The organism is Streptomyces sp. NPDC046122 (genome assembly GCF_056429965.1).
Map to the genome: position 1 here is coordinate 101,142 of NZ_JBWKLQ010000006.1, position 18,994 is coordinate 120,135.

The 18,994-nt window shown below is 71.6% G+C and carries 13 protein-coding genes; 7 read left to right on the forward strand and 6 right to left on the reverse strand.

Going from position 1 to position 18,994, the window contains the following annotated elements; all coding sequences use genetic code 11:
* Positions 1–179 precede the first annotated feature (179 nt).
* The 3 genes from AC07FK_RS18535 (at position 180) to AC07FK_RS18545 (ending at position 4,065) form a co-directional block, all read left to right on the forward strand.
* Complete coding sequence (locus AC07FK_RS18535) at positions 180–1,802, forward strand: ABC-F family ATP-binding cassette domain-containing protein (RefSeq protein WP_479105966.1); 1,623 nt, start codon at positions 180–182, stop codon at positions 1,800–1,802.
* A 198-nt stretch (positions 1,803–2,000) separates the two neighbouring features.
* Positions 2,001–2,975 carry an acyl-ACP desaturase gene (locus AC07FK_RS18540; protein ID WP_479105967.1) on the forward strand — a complete coding sequence of 325 codons (975 nt, stop codon included), beginning with the start codon at positions 2,001–2,003 and terminating at the stop codon, positions 2,973–2,975.
* A gap of 181 nt (positions 2,976–3,156) precedes the next feature.
* Positions 3,157–4,065, forward strand: a complete 909-nt coding sequence (locus AC07FK_RS18545) for a chitosanase (protein WP_479106187.1) — start codon at positions 3,157–3,159, stop codon at positions 4,063–4,065.
* A gap of 1 nt (position 4,066) precedes the next feature.
* Here AC07FK_RS18545 and AC07FK_RS18550 read toward each other — a convergent pair whose 3' ends face one another.
* The 3 genes from AC07FK_RS18550 to AC07FK_RS18560 all read right to left on the reverse strand — a co-directional run bounded on the left by AC07FK_RS18550 (position 4,067) and on the right by AC07FK_RS18560 (position 7,052).
* The gene (locus AC07FK_RS18550) at positions 4,067–5,644 is read right to left on the reverse strand and encodes a GMC family oxidoreductase (protein WP_479105968.1); all 1,578 of its coding nucleotides are present in this window, start codon (positions 5,642–5,644) and stop codon (positions 4,067–4,069) included.
* 81 nt (positions 5,645–5,725) lie between these two features.
* Complete coding sequence (locus AC07FK_RS18555; protein ID WP_479105969.1) at positions 5,726–5,959, reverse strand: WhiB family transcriptional regulator; 234 nt, start codon at positions 5,957–5,959, stop codon at positions 5,726–5,728.
* A gap of 115 nt (positions 5,960–6,074) precedes the next feature.
* The gene (locus AC07FK_RS18560; RefSeq protein WP_479105970.1) at positions 6,075–7,052 is read right to left on the reverse strand and encodes a multicopper oxidase domain-containing protein; all 978 of its coding nucleotides are present in this window, start codon (positions 7,050–7,052) and stop codon (positions 6,075–6,077) included.
* Positions 7,053–7,228: 176 nt separating this feature from the next.
* Here AC07FK_RS18560 and AC07FK_RS18565 point away from each other — a divergent pair, with 176 nt between their 5' ends.
* Together AC07FK_RS18565 and AC07FK_RS18570 are read left to right on the forward strand one after the other, a co-directional pair.
* Positions 7,229–9,733, forward strand: coding sequence for a ThuA domain-containing protein (locus AC07FK_RS18565; RefSeq protein ID WP_479105971.1), 2,505 nt, complete (start codon positions 7,229–7,231; stop codon positions 9,731–9,733).
* 60 nt (positions 9,734–9,793) lie between these two features.
* On the forward strand, positions 9,794–11,956 hold the full coding sequence (locus AC07FK_RS18570; protein ID WP_479106188.1) for an OmpL47-type beta-barrel domain-containing protein: 2,163 nt from the start codon (positions 9,794–9,796) through the stop codon (positions 11,954–11,956).
* Positions 11,957–11,968: 12 nt separating this feature from the next.
* Here AC07FK_RS18570 and AC07FK_RS18575 read toward each other — a convergent pair whose 3' ends face one another.
* The gene (locus AC07FK_RS18575) at positions 11,969–13,057 is read right to left on the reverse strand and encodes an ABC-2 transporter permease (protein WP_479105972.1); all 1,089 of its coding nucleotides are present in this window, start codon (positions 13,055–13,057) and stop codon (positions 11,969–11,971) included.
* A 7-nt stretch (positions 13,058–13,064) separates the two neighbouring features.
* Positions 13,065–14,078 (reverse strand): non-homologous end-joining DNA ligase, encoded by a 1,014-nt coding sequence (gene ligD / locus AC07FK_RS18580; RefSeq protein WP_479105973.1) that lies wholly within the window; start codon positions 14,076–14,078, stop codon positions 13,065–13,067.
* A 106-nt stretch (positions 14,079–14,184) separates the two neighbouring features.
* Between ligD and AC07FK_RS18585 the strand changes: the two genes are divergently transcribed.
* A complete protein-coding gene (locus tag AC07FK_RS18585) occupies positions 14,185–15,255 on the forward strand; it encodes an ATP-dependent DNA ligase (protein WP_479105974.1) in 1,071 nt (356 codons plus the stop codon).
* A gap of 13 nt (positions 15,256–15,268) precedes the next feature.
* Here AC07FK_RS18585 and AC07FK_RS18590 read toward each other — a convergent pair whose 3' ends face one another.
* Complete coding sequence (locus tag AC07FK_RS18590) at positions 15,269–16,693, reverse strand: NAD(P)/FAD-dependent oxidoreductase (protein WP_479105975.1); 1,425 nt, start codon at positions 16,691–16,693, stop codon at positions 15,269–15,271.
* A gap of 169 nt (positions 16,694–16,862) precedes the next feature.
* On the opposite strand from AC07FK_RS18590, the gene AC07FK_RS18595 reads away from it, so the two are divergent.
* Positions 16,863–18,944, forward strand: coding sequence for an MDR family MFS transporter (locus tag AC07FK_RS18595; RefSeq protein WP_479105976.1), 2,082 nt, complete (start codon positions 16,863–16,865; stop codon positions 18,942–18,944).
* Positions 18,945–18,994 lie beyond the last annotated feature (50 nt).

Genomic DNA, 18,994 nt, shown 5'->3' on the forward strand with positions numbered 1-18,994 from the left:
CGCGCTGTGCAGCTTCCGTCTGCGCGCGCCGTGTGCGACCTCGGCACGTGAGCCGTCCTTCACCCGACCGGGCCCTCTTTCGCCGTTCCGCGGCCCCGTCCCGGCGCAGCCGTACGTCGCCCCACGCCCCAGGTGTCTCCACCGTTGCCCCAGCTCGTTTCCCGCAACCGGAGGCCGCCTTGTCAACCTTCCCCACTCACCTCACCTGCTCCGCGCTCTCGTTCAACTGGCCCGACGGAACACCCGTGTTCGACGGTTTCCAGCTCGCCGTCGGCCCCGGCAGGACAGGGCTCATCGGCCTCAACGGATCCGGCAAGTCGACCCTGTTGCGGCTCGCCGCCGGTGAACTCGCCCCCACCGCAGGCAGGATCCAGGTCACCGGCGAGGTCGGATACCTCCCGCAGGACCTGGTTCTGGACACCGCGTTGCGTGTGGACGAGGCCCTCGGCATCGCCTCCACGCGCGCCGCCCTGCACGCGATCGAGGCGGGCGAGGCCACCGAGGAGAACTTCACCGCCGTCGGCGACAACTGGGACGTGGAGGAGCGCGCCCGCGCCACTCTCGACCAGCTGGGCCTCGACCGGATCGGCCTGGACCGGACCATCGGCGAGGTGTCCGGCGGCGAGTCGGTCCTGCTGCGGCTGGCCGCGCTGCTGCTGCGCCGTCCCGGCGTACTGCTCCTCGACGAGCCGACGAACAACCTGGACCGGCACGCGCGGGAGCACCTGTACGCCGCGGTCGAGGCGTGGTCGGGCGTGATGGTCGTGGTCAGCCACGACCGTGAGCTCCTGGAGCGCGTCGACCAGATCGCCGAGCTCCGGGACGGCGATGTGCGCTGGTACGGCGGCAACTTCTCGGCGTACGAGGAAGCCCTCGCCGTCGAGCAGGAGGCCGCGGAGCGCATGGTGCGCGTCGCGGAGGCCGACGTGCACCGGCAGAAGAAGGAGCTGGCCGACGCGCACGTGAAGCTGGCCCGCCGGAAGCGGTACGGACAGAAGATGTACGACACCAAGCGCGAGCCGAAGATCGTCATGAACGCCCGCAAGCGCGCCGCGCAGGAGTCGGCGGGCAAGCACCGCATCATGCACACCGAGAAGCTGGCGGAGGCGAAGGAGCGCCTGAGCGGGGCGGTGGACGCGGTGCGCGACGACGACGAGATCAACGTCGTGCTGCCGCACACGACCGTGCATCCCGGGCGCAGGGTGCTGACCCTGCGCGACCTCGAGCTGCGCCACGGGGCGGGGCTCGCCGGAGAGTTCGAGGTGCGCGGACCCGAGCGGATCGCGCTGACCGGGCGCAACGGCGCGGGCAAGACGACGCTGCTGCGCACGATCACCGGGGAGCTCGAACCGGTCGCGGGCGAGGCGCTGACGCACGTACCGCTGCGTTTCCTGCCACAGCGGCTCGACGTACTGGACGACGGCCTGACGGTGGCCGAGAACGTGGCACGGTTCGCTCCGTCGGCGACCAACAACACCGTGCGGGCCGGACTGGCGCGCTTCCTGTTCAAGGGGGCGCGGGCCGATCAGCCGGCCGGGACCCTGTCGGGCGGCGAGCGGTTCCGGGCCACGCTGGCGGCGCTGCTGCTGGCCGAGCCGGCGCCGCAGCTGCTGCTGCTGGACGAGCCGACGAACAACCTGGACATGGCGAGCGTGCGCCGGCTGACGCAGGCACTGGGGTCGTACGAGGGTGCGCTGATCGTGGCGTCCCACGACGAGCCGTTCCTGGAGTCGATCCGGATCACGCGGCGGCTGGAACTCGGGCACGAGGGGAAGGGGGAGGAATGTAGCTGTTCCGAGTGATTGTGGGCCATTGGGGATGTCGGCGTGGGCGTGACATGTCTCTCCCTGTGACCGCTTGACCTGCGTGCATAACTGAACGTAACGGGACATTGCGAGCGAGGGGTTGGCTCAGGTCTTACGACTCCCTTAACCTACGGTCTCGTAACCTACGAGGCCGTAGGTACTTCATGCCCCCCGCCCCCGTCCCCAGGAGCACCCGTGACGATCACCTCTCCCCAACTCGGCAGTTCGGACGCGTGGACCGACGCCCGACTGCTGTACGCGCTGGAAGAGGTGGTGGAGAAGGAACTCAACCGCCATCTCAAGGTCGCCAAGGACTGGATGCCGCACGAGTACGTGCCGTTCTCCGACGGCCGGAACTTCCCGGGCCAGTTCGACGACGGACAGGCATGGGAGCCGGAGCAGTCGAAGGTCACCGACATCGGCAAGATCGCGCTCGTCGTGAACCTGCTGACCGAGGACAACCTGCCCAGCTACCACCACGAGATCGCCACCCTCTTCGGCCGCGACGGCGCCTGGGGCACCTGGGTGCACCGCTGGACGGCGGAGGAGGGGCGGCACGGCATCGTGATGCGTGACTACCTGCTCACCTCGCGTGCCGTCGACCCGGACAAGCTCGAGCAGTTCCGCATGGCGCACATGGCCGAGGGCTTCGAGTCGGACAACCGGCACTCGATGCTGCACTCCGTGGCGTACGTCGCCTTCCAGGAGCTCGCGACGCGCGTCTCGCACCGCAACACCGGTCACCAGTCGGGCGACCCCGTCTGCGACCGCATGCTGGCGCGCATCGCGACCGACGAGAACCTGCACATGGTCTTCTACCGCAACCTGCTGGGCGCGGCCTTCGAGATCGCCCCCGATCTGACCATGCAGTCCGTGCGCGACGTGGTCGTGAACTTCCGCATGCCCGGACACGGCATGCCGGGCTTCGAGCGCGCCGCCGCCCAGATGGCGATCGGTGAGATCTACAACATGCGGATCCACCACGACGACGTGCTCCAGCCCGTCCTGCGCTACCTGAAGGTCCTGGACATCGACGGACTCGGCCCGGAGGGCCTCAAGGCGCAGGAGGAGCTCGGCCTCTACATGAACGGGCTGGACACCGAGGCCAGCAAGTTCGACGAGAAGCTGGCCGCGCGCAAGGCCCGCATGGCCGCCCGCGCCGCCTCCTGACCCCCGGCGGCCCCCGCCGCCACCCGCTGTACGCCGTCACCACGGCGCAGGCCGCGTCACGGACGTCCTGCACCGGGTGGCGGCGCAGCCGTTTCGGCAGGGGCCGATCGCGGTACGGCTGTGCCGGGGAGCGGGGCCGGCGCCCGGCCGGCCGCCCCGTACGCTGTGCGGCGTGAAACCACTGACCCGTCTCGCGCTCGTGGGCGCTCCGCTTGCCATAGCCGTCTCCCTCGTCCTGGGCGGCAAGAGCTCGGAACTGCCGGAACCCGACGCGCCCGCCAAGGCCGGCGCCCCGAAGACGGCCGGGCCGAAGAAGCGGACGGACAAGGAAATACGGGAGCAGAAGGAACTGGACCGGCGGATCGCCCGGATGCCGGCCGGCCTCGCGGCCCCGGCCAAGAAGGAGATCGCCTCGCAGATCGTGGCGAGCGCCGAGAACTCCACTCTGGACTGGCGCGGTCAGTACGGCTCCATCGAGGACATCGGCGACGGCTGCGGTTACACCGCCGGCGTCATCGGTTTCTGTTCCGGCACCAACGACATGCTCCAGCTCGTCGAGGACTACACCGAGGACCACCCGGACAACCCGCTCGCCCGCTACCTGCCCGCCCTGCGCGCGGTGGACGGCACCGCGTCCCACGAGGGCCTCGACCCCGGCTTCCGCGCGGCGTGGGCGAAGGCCGCCGAGAGCCCGGCCTTCCGCAGGGCGCAGGACGAGACCCGGGACCGGATCTACTTCCGGCCGGCCGTCCGCATGGCGAAGATGGACGGCCTCGGCACCCTGGGCCAGTTCGTCTACTACGACGCGATGGTGCTGCACGGCCCCGGCGTCGGCCCGAAGGGCTTCTACGGCATCCGCGAGGAGGCCATGCGGTCCGCGAGGACCGTCGCCGAGGGCGGTGGGGAGCAGGCGTATCTGAACGCCTTCCTGGACGCCGGACGCGCGGTGATGAAGGTCAAGAGGGCGCACAAGGACACATCGCGCATCGACACCGCGCAGCGGGTGTTCCTGCGCGCCGGCAACCTCGGCCTCGAACCGCCGCTGGTGTGGCGGATGTACGGCGAGACGTTCCGCATCCCCGCGGCCTGAGCTACGCCCGCGCGTCCTCGCGGATCAGCTCCGCCGCCTTCTCGGCGACGGCCACGGTGGGGGCCTGCGTGTGCCCCCGCGTGATGCCCGGCATCACCGAGGCGTCGACGACCCGCAGCCCCCGCACTCCGCGGACCCGCAGCCTCGGATCGGTCACCGACCCCTCGTCGGCGCCCATCCGGCAGGTGCCCACGGGGTGGTAGAGCGTCTCGGCGGACTGCCGGACGGCCCGGGCCAGCGTCTCGTCGTCGACTGTTCCCGGGTAGGGCGCCAGGGGGCCGTCCGTGTACGGCGCGAGCGCGGGCTGCGCCAGCAGGGCTTCGGCCCGGCGTACGCCCGCCACCAGTCGCCGCAGGTCGGACTCGTCCGTCAGGTAGCCGGGGTCGATGCGGGGCGCCGTGTCCACCTGGTCACCGGCGAGCGTGATGCGTCCCTCGCTCTCCGGCTGGAGCAGGACGACACCGATCGTGATTCCGTGCTCGGTCGGCGGCGTGAGGCCGTGGTCGACGAACGGCCCGGGAGCGAAGATCAGCTCCAGGTCGGGCGCCGCCAGCTCCGGCGTGCTCCGCAGGAACGCGACGGCCTCTCCCACGTTCGAGGTGAGCGGCCCGCGCCCGGTCAGCAGGAAGCGCGCGACATTGGCGAGCGTGTCCGCGCCCGTCAGGGTGACCGGGAGCGGGCAGCGCACGGTCACCGCCGTGGACAGGTGGTCCTTCAGGTGCCGGCCGACATCGGGAGAGGCGACGCGCACCTCCACACCGGCCTCGCGCAGATGCTCCGGGTCCCCGATGCCCGAGAGCATCAGCAGGTGCGGTGATCCGACGGCCCCCGCGCTGAGGATCACCTCCCGCCGGGCGCGCAGCACCGTGCCGCCGTCCGTCACCACTCCCGTGACGCGCGTGCCCTCGAAGGCCAGCCGTCGCACCCGGGCGCCCGTGACGACGTCGAGATTGCGCCGCCGCGCGGCCGGCTTCAGGTAGCCGTCGGCCGTACTCCATCTCCGCCCCGCCCGCTGGTTGACGGGGGTCGGCGCGAACCCGCTGGGGTCGGGGACGTTGAGTTCCGCCAGCTCCGCGAGACCGGCGCTCCGGCAGGCGTCGAGGAAGGCGGCGGTCGTCGGGTTCGGGTCACGCGGCGGCGAGACGACCATCGGCCCCCGCGTCCCGTACACCGAACGGCCGTCCGCGCCGCCCGTCCACCGCTCGGCGCGCCGGAAGTAGGGCACGATCCCGTCGTACGACCACGCGTCCCCCGCGGCCTCGCCCCACGCGTCGTAGTCGTCGCGGTGGCCCCGCACCCACATCATCGCGTTGACCGACGAACAGCCGCCCACCACGTGTCCGCGCGGCCAGTACAGCTCGCGGCCGTCCAGCCCGTCCTGCTTGGCGGTGCTGAAGTTCCAGTCGTACGCCGTCTTGAAGAGCTTGGGGAACGCGGCGGGGACCCGGATCTCGGTCCGGCGGTCGCTGCCTCCCGACTCGACCACCGCGACCCGCACCGTGGGGTCCTCGGAGAGGCGCGCGGCGAGCACGCATCCCGCCGAACCAGCTCCCACCACAACGTAGTCGTACTCACTCATGGCGTCTCCCCGAGCCGTTCGCGGACGTTGCGGCCCTCAGCATGTACGCCGGGCGGTCGCCGTGCCAGGGGGCCTCGCGGCTCAACGCGAGCCGCGCCTGAGGCGCAGCCTCTCCTTCTCGGAGAGTCCGCCCCAGACTCCGAACCGCTCGTCGTTGGTCAGGGCGTACTCCAGGCAGGCGACCCGCCCTTCGCACGCGCCGCACAGCTGCTTGGCCTCGCGGGTGGAGCTGCCGGGAGCCGGGAAGAAGAACTCGGGCCCCGCCTGGGCGCACAAAGCCGTCTCCTGCCAGGGGAGTTCGGAAGTGGTGATCATGCGCTCCACCCTTCCCCGCGGCGATCAACGTCCGCTCAACGTCCGATCAACGCGGTGGCCGGGCGGCGTTTCGCACGGGGTGCATGCACCCCGCCGCGGGCCCCGAGCGCGGCCGCTAGTGCGCGTGCCCCTGCGGGTGGTGCGGTTCGTACCCGGGGATCGTGCCGTCGGGCTTGGCCACCAGGAACAGTCCGGCCATCCCCATGTCGGAGTGGCTCTGCACGTGGCAGTGGTACATCCACGCCCCGGCCCCGACGTGTTCTCCGGCGATGATCTGGAACCCGAACGAGTCGGCCGGTCCAGTGATCTTGTTGTCGATGATGCGGCTGGTGTCGTCGGGGCCCGCCAGCAGGCCGGTCCGGTTGTCCGCCCACCGATGGCCGTGCAGATGGAACGTGTGGTAGAACTCGCCGTGCGTGATCATGACGATCTCCACCCGGTCGCCCACCGTCGCCCGGAAGTCCGGACTCTGGTGGCCGGGCCGGTTGTTGACGGTCATGTCGTTGAAGACGATGGTGAAGGTCCTGTCCGGCAGGATGTCGCCCTTGCGCCGCACGATCACCCCGCCGTACAGCCCCTTGCGGATGCCGCCCGTCCCGTGATCGGTCCCCACCACATGGTCGTGGTAGTGCCAGTACCCGGCGCTCCCGGACCGCCAGGTGCCGTCCTTGCGCCGCCCCGGCAGATGCGTGCGCCAGGTGTACGTCCTGGTGCCGCCGGGCTCCACGTGACTTCTGCTCAGTTTCGTGCCGTCGCTCGCCACGTCGTAGTCGACGCCGTGCACATGGAGACTGGCGGGCACGTCCAGGGTGTTCTCGAACTCGATGTGCACGGTGTCGCCCTCGATCAGTTCGATCAGCGGCCCCGGAACCGTCGCCTTACCCCTCTCGAACCCGTAACCCAGCTGCCCGTCGGGCAGTTTCTCGGCGTACATCTTCAGCCGGTGGACCTGCCCCCCGCCGGGCGCGGTCCTCGGCGGGGTCCCGGCTGCCGCCGCCGACGGGGCGGAACCCGCCGACGACAACGATGTCACCCCGGCGGCGGCGACCGCACCGCCCGCCAGCAACCGCCGGTTGAAGCTTCGCCTGTCCATGGCCCAACTCCCCACGCGCGCCTCGGAGATCGACGGCCACACCGTAGCGGGGGCGGCGGCGTTCATCCACACCAAGGACAAAGTTCGCGCTATTCCGGTCATACCTCTTGGCGTGTCGCGAGAAGAGGTCTAGCTTCATCGGCTGTTCCTGTGACCACTGAGGGATGGGTGAACACATGCAGCGCGCACCACATCACCGGTCAGAACGCCGACGCGGCCTGGCCGCCGTGCTGACGGCCGGAGTTGTCGTATCCGGCCTGCTCGGCGGCACCTCGGCCTCCGCCAAGCCGTATCCAGAGCCGCCCCCGCCGCCTGCGACCGACTCGACAACGTTGTCGCTCCCCGATCTCCCGTCTCCGCCCGGCGGAGCGAACGTCCGGGTGCTCGTCTTCCACGGTTCGGCCGCCGCCGACGAGTCCCCCACGGTCGACGCCGGCATCGCCGCCATCGAGAGCATCGGCCGGTCCGGCCCGGCGGCCCAGCGCTTCCGCGTCGAAGCGACGGACGACCCGTCCGTCTTCACCACCGCCCGGCTCGGCAGGTTCAACGCCGTCGTGTTCCTGACCGGCGGCGGCGACGTGCTGGACCCGGAGCAGGAGGCGGGCCTGGAGGCGTACATGGAGGCCGGCGGCGGCTTCCTCGGCATCCACGACGCGGCGCGCACCGAGCCGTACTCCGACTGGTTCGGCGGTCTGATCGGCGCACGGCCGGCCGCCGGCGGCCCGTCGGGCGTACAGCGCGCGACCGTGGAGACCGGCGACCGGCAGCACCCCGCGACGAAGGGCCTGCCGCTCCAGTGGAAGCGCCCCGACAAGTGGCTGAACTGGACCAAGAACCCGTCCGGCGACGTCCATACGGTGGCCCGCGTCCGGGAGGCGACGTACAAGCCCGGGACGAGCGCGAACGGCTGGGACCACCCGGTCTCCTGGTGCCGCGACTACGACGGGGGCCGGTCCTTCTACACCGGCATGGGCGGTACGCCGGAGTCCTTCGAGGAGACGGACTTCCGCGACCACCTGCGCGGCGCCCTCCAGTGGACGACGCGCATCGCACGCGCCGACTGCAAGGCGGGCATCAACGCCCACTACAGGGCCGAGCGCCTGACCGCGCCCAACCAGCCCGGCCAGTCGGACCAGATCGGCGAGCCGCACGGCCTGGTGACCGCGAAGGACGGCCGCGTCCTCTACATCGGCCGCGGCGGCGGCGACGGCGACGCGCCGGTCGTCACCGACTGGAACAACCCCGACATCGGCAAGGGCCGGGGGCAGATCCACGTCTACGACCCGAAGACCAAGAAGGTGACGCTCGCGGGCGCCCTCACCGTCTTCGGGAACAAGGGCGGCGGCGACGAACTGGTCAAGAACGAGGAGGGCCTGCTCGGCGTCGAGACGGACCCCGACTTCCTCACCAACGGCTGGGTGTACCTGCACTACACGCCCCACTCGCGGATCGACCGCGACACCCGCATGGCCGAGCGCCGCGTCTCGCGCTTCACGCTCGACCTCGCCACGAACAAGCTGGACCTGGCCTCGGAGAAGGTCCTGCTCACGTGGCCGGTCCAGATCCACAGCTGCTGCCACGCGGGCGGCGGCATGGCGTGGGACTCGAAGGAGAACCTCTACATCGCGACGGGTGACAACAACTCCTCACGCTTCAGCGACGGTTACTCGGGGAACAACCCGGAGCCGAACTACAAGGGCGTGTCCTTCGCGGACGCCCGCCGCACGGCCGGCAACACCAACAACCTCAACGGCAAGATCCTGCGGATCCACCCCGAGGACGACGGTACGTACACGCTCCCGGCGGGCAACCTCTTCACCGGAAGGGAGCCGGACGAGGGCGGCGGCAAGACGCGCGGCGAGATCTACGTCATGGGTGTGCGCAACCCGGCCCGTATCGCCGTCGATCCGAAGACCGACATCCTGTACGCCGGCTGGGTCGGCCCGGACGCCGGCGCGCCCAGCACCACCTGGGGCCCGGCGAAGTACGACACGTTCGCCGCGATCACCAAGCCGGGCAACCACGGGTGGCCGTACTGCATGGGCAACAACCAGCCGTACCGCGACCGCAACCTGCCCGATCCGGGCAAGCCGCTCGGCTGGTACGACTGCGAGAGGCCCAAGAACGAGTCCCCGAACAACGACGGCCTGGTCAACCTCCCGCCCGTCACCCCCAACACCATCTGGTACTCGCCCCAGGGCGGCGGCGTCGACTACCCGCGCGACGCCGACGGCGTGCCGAGCTACAAGCAGGAGGAGCAGAAGCTCCTGCTGCCGTGGCTCAAGGGAGGCGGTCAGGCGACCATGAACGGTCCGGTCTACCGCTACGACGCGACGAGCGACAGCAAGGACAAGTGGCCCTCCTACTGGGACGGCAAGTGGTTCGTCGGGGACTTCTACGACGGCGAGCAGCCGCGCCACGCCGTGCTCACCGACCCGAGGACCGTCGGCGACGGCGGGCTGCCGACGCACGCCGAGTCGCTCAAGAAGATCGTCCCGGTGGGCGCGGACGGCATCCGCAACCTCATGGACTGGAAGTTCGCACCGGACGGCTCCCTGTACGTACTCGACTACGGGCGCGGGTTCTTCACCTCGGACGCCAAGTCGGCGCTGTGGCGCGTGACGTACAAGGGCGGCGAGCCGACTCCGGCCGCCGCGGACCTGGCCAGGAAGGCGGAGTAGGCAGTGCAGCTGAAACGGAGAACTCCTCACCTGTGGACCGTGATCGCGGCCGCCCTCCTGATGGTCCTCGGCCTGACTCCGACGGCGGCGTACGGCCGTGAGGACGACGCGGCGGCCCCGGACGCCGCGGCCGCCCAAACCCTCACCTGGACCGCGGGCGACCCCATCGACCGCTATCTCACCTTCCCGAGGACGGCGGTGGCCGGCGAGACGACGATCGTCTTCGAGAACAGCGCGGCGACCGGCAACACGACGGGAATGCCGCACACGCTGACGTTCGGCGTGTCGGACCCCGAGTACAACGACGACGTACAGCTGAACATCCTCGCCAGCCCGAGTGACGCCCAGGGCGGCCGGCACACCGCCACCGTCACCCTCACGCCCGGCCGGTACTTCTACCACTGCACCATCCCCGGCCACGGCTCGATGCAGGGCGTCCTCACCGTGACCGAGGGAGGCGGCGGCGACACGACCGCGCCGGAGACCTCCGCGAAGGTGGAGGGAGAGAAGAACGCCGACGGCGCGTACGTCGGACACGCGTCGGTGACCGTCACGGCGACCGACGCGGGCTCCGGGGTGGACAGGACCGAGTTCGCGATCGGGGCGGACGGAGCATGGCAGCCGTACACCGCGCCGGTCATGGTCCACCAGGTCGGTACGCACACGGTCCGCTACCGGGCCACCGACAAGGCCGGCAACACCGCCGCCGAGAAGGCCGTCGACTTCACCGTCGTCGCCCCGCCGAGCGACGACACCACACCGCCGGAGACCTCGGCGACGGTCAGCGGTGAGAAGAACGCGCAGGGCCAGTACATCGGCATGGCGACGGTCACGGTGACCGCGTCGGACACCGGCTCGGGCGTCAACACCATCCAGTACGCGCTCGGGACGGACGGCGCCTGGACGACCTACAGCGGCCCGGTCATGGTCCACGAGACGGGCACGCACACGGTCCGCTACCGGGCCACCGACAAGGCCGGCAACACCGCCGCCGAGAAGGCCGTCGACTTCACCGTCGTCGCCCCGCCGAGCGACGACACCACACCGCCGGTGACCGCGGCGACGGTGACCGGCGACAAGAACGCCGACGGTGCGTACATCACCAGCGCCAAGGTGACGCTCGCCGCGACCGACGCGGGCGGCTCGGGCGTCGACAAGGTCGAGTACTCGCTCGACGGCGGCCCGTACCTGGCGTACACCACCCCGCTGATCGTCGACCGCGTCGGCCGGCACACGGTGGACCACCGCGCCACCGACAAGGCCGGCAACACGTCTCTCGGGCAGCGGGTGGCGTTCACGGTCGCGGAGGGCGGCGGTGTGCCCGCGCCGAACTGCCCCGAGCACGACGAGCGGCTGACGGTCGTCGTCGGCACGGTCGACACGGGCGTCCCGAACCGGATCACCCGCAGCCGCTGCACGATCAACGAGCTGATCGAGGACGAGCGGGAGTGGACCTCCCAGGCCCTGTTCCTCAAGCACGTCGACAAAGTCCTCGACAAGCTGCTGTACGACGGCGTCGTCGACGAGCGGGAGCACCGGAAGATCTACCGCGCCGCCCGGCAGTCCGGCATCGGCAAGCCCGGCCGGACGGCCGGCTACCGCGACCTGTTTGACGGTACGCAGTCCTCCTTCGCCAAGTGGCAGCAGGTCGGCGGCGGCTCGTTCGGCCTGAACGCGGACGGCTCGATGACCAGCAGCGCCACGACGCCCGGCATGGGCATGCTGTGGTTCCCCGAGCGTAGGTACGAGGACTTCTCCCTCAAGCTGCGCTGGCGCGACGACGCTCCGGGCACGGGCAACGCCAACGCCGGTGTGTTCGTCCGCTTCCCGCAGGTCCACGACCACCCGGAGGAACCGCGTCCGGAGTGGGTGGCTATCAAGTACGGGCACGAGGTGCAGATCCTGGACCGCCCGGACGGCGACATGTACAAGACCGGCTCGGTCTACGGCTTCGACCGGGTGGGCCTCGGCGGCGCGGGCGTCACGCCGAAGGGCACCTGGAACGACTACGAGATACGGGTGGAGGGCCAGCACTACTCGGTCTTCAGGAACGGTGTCCTGATCAACGAGTTCGACAACACCGGCGGGCAGGACTTCTACCCGCCGCGCGGCGGCGACCCGGGGACGGACGGCCGGCGGTACGCCTCCGGCTACATCGGCCTCCAGGTCCACGGGACCACCGACGTGATCTCGTACCGCGACATCCGCGTCAAGCCGCTGTAGCCAGGCCGGCCGTCACGCCCCGGCGGGCGCGGCCGCGTGCGCGGGCACGCGGTCGCGGCCGCCGGGGTGCCGGTGGCGGTACACGCCGAACACCGTGCAGGCGACCAGCGCCCAGGTCCCCAGTACCAGGAAGGGGAAGAGGTGCTGGTGGTCCTCGAAGTACACGGCCGTGTGCTGGGCGTTGACGGACGCGCCCGGTGGCAGCCAGCGGCCGATGTGGCCCAGTGCGGACGGCAGCAGCGGCCAGGACACCGCGCCGCCCGACGACGGGTTGCCGAGGAGGACCATCAGGCCCCAGGTGGGCAGCATCGCCCAGCGGCCGATCAGCGTGTTGAACATCGTGAAGACCATGCCCGAGGTGAACATCGTCAGGGCGAGGATCAGCCACGACTCGGCGAAGGGCAGGTCGAGCGCGCCGAGCAGCCAGTCCACGACGGCGGCGATCGCGAACGCGCCGAGGAGCGAGTAGGCGACGGTGAAGGCGGTCCGCTCGGCCGGGTTCAGGGCGCGGGCGTGCACGCTGAGCTGGATGGCGCCGACGAATCCGATGATGACGGCGGCGAGCGAGATGTAGAAGAGGGCGAGTCCGCGCGGATCCCCCTCCTGCAGCGGCTTGATGTCCCTGATGACGACCGGCACACCGGCCTGCCGGCCGACCTTCGCGCCCGTCTCGGCGAGCACCTGCGCGACGGAGGCGCCCGACGCGCCCGCCACGTCGAGTTCCACGCCGGCGCCCCTGGTCCGCAGGATCGCGAACTCCTCCTGCTCCTCGACGGCTTCGCGCGCCCCGGCGTCCGTTGCGTACGGGGTCAGGACCAGCGAGGCGTTGAGCGCCCGCTCCATGCCGGTGGCGAACGCCCGCCCGCCCCCGGCGCCCATGTCCCCGACCACGGCGGTCGGGATCCGGTGCGGGGTGGGATTGGCCATCGTGTACGTGTAGGAGCCGGCGAACAGCCCCGCGGCGAGGGCGAGGATGAAGACCAGCACCAGCGCGGGCAGGAACGGCGACTCCTTGAAGACCGCCCACTTCTCCGCGCGCGTCGGCGCTCTGCCGTGGGCGCCGCGCGAGGAGTCCGCCGCGCCGTCCGGTGGCCCGTTCACGCGGCGCTCACGCGTCCTCGCGCTTCGCCCTGCTCGGCGCCACCCGTTTCGGCTCGCCCGGCATCTTCGGGTAGTCCGGCGGGTACGGCATGTCGCCCAGGCCGTGGTCGTGCTCGTCGCGGGCGGCGAGCTCCAGCAGGCTCTCCAGGCCGAACGCGTGGTCGTCCATGTCCGCGTGCACGTCGCCCAGTTCGGCGAACCGCACCGGCATGGTGGCGATGTCGAACGCCCTGGGATCGGCGTCGTCGAGTTCGTCCCAGGTCAGCGGCGCGGACACGGGGGCGTGCGGGCGCGGCCGTACGGAGTAGGCGGAGGCGATGGTGCGGTCGCGCGCCGTCTGGTTGTAGTCGACGAAGATCTTCTCGCCGCGCTCCTCCTTCCACCACGCGGTGGTGACCCGGTCCGGCATGCGCCGCTGGAGTTCGCGGCCGACGGCGATGGCGCAGCGGCGTACCTCGGTGAAGGTCCAGCGGGGCTCGATGGGCACGTACACGTGCAGACCGCGCCCGCCCGAGGTCTTCGGCCAGCCGCGCAGCCCGTGTTCGTCGAGCAGGGCGTGCAGTTCGTGGGCGGCCCGGACCGCGTCCCCGAAGTCGGTGCCGGGCTGGGGGTCGAGGTCGATGCGCAGTTCGTCGGGGTGCTCGGGGCGGTCGCGGCGCACGGGCCAGGGGTGGAAGGTCAGGCAGCCCAGGTTCGCGGCCCACAGGACGGCGGCGGGCTCGGTGGGGCACATCTCGTCGGCCGTGCGGCCGCTGGGGAAGGAGATCCGGGCGGTGGGGATCCAGTCGGGGAGGTTCTTGGGCACGCGCTTCTGGAAGAAGGACTCGCCGCCGACGCCTTCGGGAAAGCGTTCCAGCGTGGTCGGGCGGTCGCGCAGCGCGCGGATGATGCCGTCGCCCACGGCCAGGTAGTACTGCGCCACGTCCCACTTGGTGTACCCGGGCTCGGGGAAGTAGATCTTGTCCGGACTCGACAGTCGTACGGTCCGCTCTCCGGCATGCAGCTCCACCGCTTCACCCATGCCCGCCACGCTAAGCCGGTCCGGCGCGCGCCGCACACCGGGACCGCTCCGCCACGCGCGGGAGGGATGTCGGGCGTTTCGTGGCGAAACGTCGCAGAATCGACGTATGGATCTGCCGGTGATGCCGCCCGTGAAACCGATGCTGGCCAAGGCCGTGGCCGCCATCCCGCCGGGGCCCGGGATGCAGTACGAGGCCAAGTGGGACGGGTTCCGCGCGATCGTCCACCGGGACGGCGACGAGATCGAGATCGGCAGCCGGACGGGCAAGTCCCTGACCCGCTACTTCCCGGAGCTGGTGGAGTCGCTGCGCGCCGCGCTGCCCGGCCGCTGCGTCGTGGACGGTGAGATCGTCGTCGTCCACGACGGCCGGCTCGACTTCGACCGGCTCAGCGAGCGCATCCATCCGGCGCAGTCCCGGGTGCGGACGCTCGCCGAGCGGACGCCCGCGAGCTTCGTCGCGTTCGACCTGCTGGCCCTGGACGACGAGGCCCTGCTGGACGCCCCGTTCGTGTACCGGCGCAGCGCGCTGGCCGGGGCGCTGGAGGGGGCCCCGCCTCCCGTGTACCTGGCGCCCGCGACGAACGACATCGAAGTGGCGAAGGAGTGGTTCGAGCACTTCGAGGGCGCGGGCCTCGACGGGGTGCTGGCCAAGCCGGAGTCCATGCCGTACCGCCCCGACACCCGCCTGATGTACAAGATCAAGCACGAGCGGACGGCGGACTGCGTCGTGGCCGGCTACCGGTTCCACAAGACGGGGGCCGTCGTCGGATCGCTGCTGCTCGGCCTGTACGACGACGCGGGCGCGCTCCAGCACGTCGGGGTGTGCGCGGCGTTCCCGATGCGCCGCCGCCAGGAGCTGATCGACGAGTTGGGGCCGCTGCGGATGGAGTCACCGCAGGGCCACCCGTGGGCGGCGTGGACTGACGAGGCCGCGCACGAGAGCGCCCGGATGCCGGGAGCGCCGAGCCGCTGGTCCGGCAAGAAGGACCTGTCGTGGGTGCCGCTGCGGCCGGAGGCGGTGTGCGAGGTCGCGTACGACCACATGGAGGGCGACCGCTTCCGGCACACGGCCAGGTTCCGCCGCTGGCGTGATGACCGTACGCCCGAGAGCTGCACGTACGCCCAGTTGGAGGAGCCGGTGAGCTACGACCTCGCGGACGTGCTGCGGGCGCGGTGAGACGGCGCCGGTCTCAGGGCGCGGTGATCTTGTCCCACTCCCGGCGGTCGGGCCCGATCTGCCGGGGTATGTAGCCGGGGCGCGCGGCGAGCCACGCCTCGACCCGGGCCCTGACCTCCGGGTCTCCGTACGCCTCGGCGGGCGGCGTCACGAGGTGCCGGACCCGGGCGCGCGCCCGCATCACCTCCGGGTCCTCCTGGGCGCACTCGAAGAACGCCGCCGTCTCCCGCGCGTGCCCGGGCCTGAACTCCCGTACGGCGAACCGCTCCCCCACCGCCCGGTCGGTGACGACCTGGAAGTCGAACCAGGGCCGGAGGGTGCGCAGCGCCCAGGCGTAGTGCTCGGCGACGAAGTCCGGGGAACCGGGGGCCGGGCCCGGGCCACGGCCGGGGCCCGCACCGGGGTCCGTCGCCCGGGCGACCCGGCGGGCCGTCCACAGCGCGAGCGAGATGCCCTGGCCGAGGGTCGGGTTGGTGTGGGTGACGGCGTCGCCGACGCCGACCATGCCGGCGGCGACGGGGCCCCGGTCGTCGACGAGCACGCTCCAGCGGTTGTCGAGGGCGGCGGTCGCCAACACCGGGGAGAGCGGGCGGGCCCCCAGTTCGAGCCACGCCTCACCCGGCGGGAAGGCGCGGGCCGCCGCCTCGAACACGGCGGGGTCGCGGAGCGCGCCGCGCGTCGGGTCCTCGGTGTGGACGAAGAGCGTGACGGCGAAGAGGCCGTTGTCGGCGGGGAAGACGGCGCACCCGGCGAACCGTCCGCCGGCCACGGTCCAGGGCCGGACGGGACCGTGCACGCGCCCGTCCGGCAGCCGGTACCAGCGGGAGAAGTACGCGATGCCGGTACGGTGGCGCTCCACGGCCGGGGGCCGGCAGCCCGCCCCGGTCAGCCACTCCCCCGCGGCGCACCGGCGGCCGCCCGCGTCGATCACCAGTTCGGCCTCGTACGCGCCGAGCGGGGTCCGTACGCCGCGCACGCGGGGCGGGGTCGAGGACGGGTCGACGAGCAGCCCGGTGACGGGCTCGCCGTAGCGCAGGGCGGCGCGCGGCTCGGCGCGCAACGCGTCGGTGAGCGCCGTCTCGACGACGATGCGCCGCGCCTGGACGGTGACGAGGTCCTCGTCGCCGGGGCGGGCGGGGGGCCGTTCCTCGAACCAGTCCAGTTCCTTGCGTTCGCGGGCCCCGAGCCGCAGGATCGCGTCGTAGACGTCGGGGGCCTCCTCGCGGAGCACGGAGCGGGCGGCGCCGAGCAGCAGATGCGGCTGGACGGCCTGGGGTACGCCCGGCCGCCGCCGGCCGAAGAAGTCCTCGTCCAGGGAGAGGGCGCCGGGGGCGCGGGCGTCGCGCTCGAAGACCGTCACGCGGTTTCCGCGTCTGGCGGCGAAGAGCGCCGCCGCCAGTCCGGCGATGCCGCCGCCGATCACCGCGAAGTCCGCCATGCCGTCCCCCTCAGCCCGGATTTCCCCTCGGTGCAGTCTGCCCACCCCGGGGCCGCCCGACCCCGTACCGCGGGCGGGGCTGTTTCCCGCCGGCCCTCACGGGGCCGGCCCCTACGGCGTACGGCCGTCAGCGCGTGCGCGCCGCCCGCGCCGGTGTGAGGGTGCAAGGGTGACCACCACCCGCGAGACCAGCCCGGACACGGCCCCGGTACCCCGGGCGGCGGCCTCCGCGCCGCCCGTGCTCGACCGCCGGCAGCGCAACATCGTCTTCGGGACGATCATGCTCGGCATGCTGCTGGCGGCCCTCGACCAGACCATCGTCGGCACCGCGCTGCCCACCATCGTCGCGGAACTCGGCGGCGCCGAGCACATGTCGTGGGTGGTCACCGCCTACCTGCTGGCCGAGACCGTCGCCACCGTCCTCGTCGGCAAGTTCGGCGACCTGTTCGGCCGCAAGGTCGTCTTCCAGGTCTCGGCGGTCGTCTTCATCACCGGTTCCTTCCTCTGCGGCCTCTCGGGCAACATGACCCTGCTCATCGCCTGGCGCGCGCTCCAGGGCGTCGGAGCCGGCGGCCTGATGGTCACCTCGATGGCGCTGATCGCCGACGTCATCCCGCTGCGCGAGCGCGGCAAGTACCAGGGCGCGATCGGCGCGGTCTTCGGCGTCGCCACCGTCGTCGGCCCGCTCCTGGGCGGGCTCTTCACCGATCACCTCACCTGGCGCTGGGCGTTCTACGTCAACGTGCCGATCGCGATCGTCGTCGTCATCGCCGCCGCCCGCACCATCCCGTCCGTGCGCTCCGCGGCCCGCCCCGTCATCGACTACCTCGGCATCGCGCTCGTCGCGCTCGGTGCGAGCGCCCTGATCCTGGCGACCAGTTGGGGCGGCATCGAGTACGCCTGGAGCTCGGGCGTCATCATCGGCCTGTTCGCGGGCGGCCTGATCGCGCTGGCGCTGTTCTGCTACGCCGAGACGCGGGCCGCGGAGCCCATGCTGCCCATGCGGCTGTTCTCGAACCCGGTGTTCACCGTCTGCTCGATCCTCAGCTTCGTCGTCGGCTTCGCGATGCTCGGCGCGATGATCTTCCTGCCGACGTATCTCCAGTACGTCGACGGGGACTCCGCGACGGTCTCGGGCGTCCGCACCCTCCCCATGATCGTCGGTCTGCTCATCGCCTCGGTCTTCAGCGGCAACGTCGTCAGCAAGACGGGCAGGTACCGCGTCTTCCCGATCGTCGGCTCGCTGGTCATGGGCATCGGCCTGTTCCTGCTGTCCCTGATGGGGACGGGCTCCAGCACCTGGCTGGAGTCGCTCTACATGTTCGTGCTCGGCATCGGCATCGGCCTGTGCATGCAGGTGCTGACGATCGCCGTGCAGAACACCGTGGAGTACGCGGACCTCGGCACGGCCACCTCCGGCGTCACCTTCTTCCGTACGCTCGGCATGTCGTTCGGCACCGCCGTCTTCGGCACCATCTATGCCAACGCGCTGCGTCCCAACCTCACCGCGGGCGTCGCCGAGGCCGCCCGCGCGAGCGGGGCCGACCCCGGGACGCTGACGGGCGCGGCCCAGAGCCCGGAGGGCGTGCACGCGCTGCCGCCCGAGCAGGCGGAGCCGATCGTCCAGGCGTACGCCGACTCGCTGCACACGGTGTTCCTGTGGACGGTCCCGGTCGCGCTCGTCGGCTTCGTGGTGTCGCTGTTCCTCAAACAGGTCAAGCTGCGCGACGCCGCCCGCGCCGGGTCGACCGACATGGGCGAGGGGTTCGCCTCACCGATGTCGGGCGACTCGGCCAAGCTGCTGGAGCTGTCCGTGGCGCAGATCCTCCGCGCCAAGGGCCCGGACACGGCGCGGTGGATCGTCAGCGGCTCCGACACCCGGCTGGACATCGCGGGCGCGTGGGCGGTCATGCAGGTCGCCCTGCTGACCCGCATCGTCGGACACGCCAGCCTCGGACTGATCGCCGCCCGCCGCAACGTCCCGCCGGAAATCCTGCTGCCGGTCTTCGACCGGATGGTGGACGAGGGCTACCTCACCCGCGACGGCACCCTGCTGTCGCACACCCCGGCCGGCGCGCGCGAGGCGGAGGTCATCAGCGCGGCCTGGGCACGGTGGCTGGGCGACCGGCTGGAGATGGACGGCGGGCGGCCGGGCAACGAGGAGCTGACGGCGGCCTTCGACGCGATCGCCAAGCGGCTGCTCGCCGAGGACCTGGCGCAGGGCTCCGGCCTGCCGGCCGGCCGCCGCTGAGCCGGGTCCGCGGGCGATGTCACGGACCTCAGCGCCCTACGCCGGTTCGA

Excerpts from the sequence above, each read along its gene's own strand:
- AC07FK_RS18550 (WP_479105968.1), bottom strand. The coding sequence starts at position 5,644 with ATGAGTGAGTACGACTACGTTGTGGTGGGAGCTGGTTCGGCGGGATGC.
- AC07FK_RS18555 (WP_479105969.1), bottom strand. The coding sequence starts at position 5,959 with ATGATCACCACTTCCGAACTCCCCTGGCAGGAGACGGCTTTGTGCGCC.
- AC07FK_RS18560 (WP_479105970.1), bottom strand. The coding sequence starts at position 7,052 with ATGGACAGGCGAAGCTTCAACCGGCGGTTGCTGGCGGGCGGTGCGGTC.
- AC07FK_RS18565 (WP_479105971.1), top strand. The coding sequence starts at position 7,229 with ATGCAGCGCGCACCACATCACCGGTCAGAACGCCGACGCGGCCTGGCC.
- AC07FK_RS18570 (WP_479106188.1), top strand. The coding sequence starts at position 9,794 with ATGGTCCTCGGCCTGACTCCGACGGCGGCGTACGGCCGTGAGGACGAC.
- ligD (WP_479105973.1), bottom strand. The coding sequence starts at position 14,078 with ATGGGTGAAGCGGTGGAGCTGCATGCCGGAGAGCGGACCGTACGACTG.
- AC07FK_RS18585 (WP_479105974.1), top strand. The coding sequence starts at position 14,185 with ATGGATCTGCCGGTGATGCCGCCCGTGAAACCGATGCTGGCCAAGGCC.
- AC07FK_RS18590 (WP_479105975.1), bottom strand. The coding sequence starts at position 16,693 with ATGGCGGACTTCGCGGTGATCGGCGGCGGCATCGCCGGACTGGCGGCG.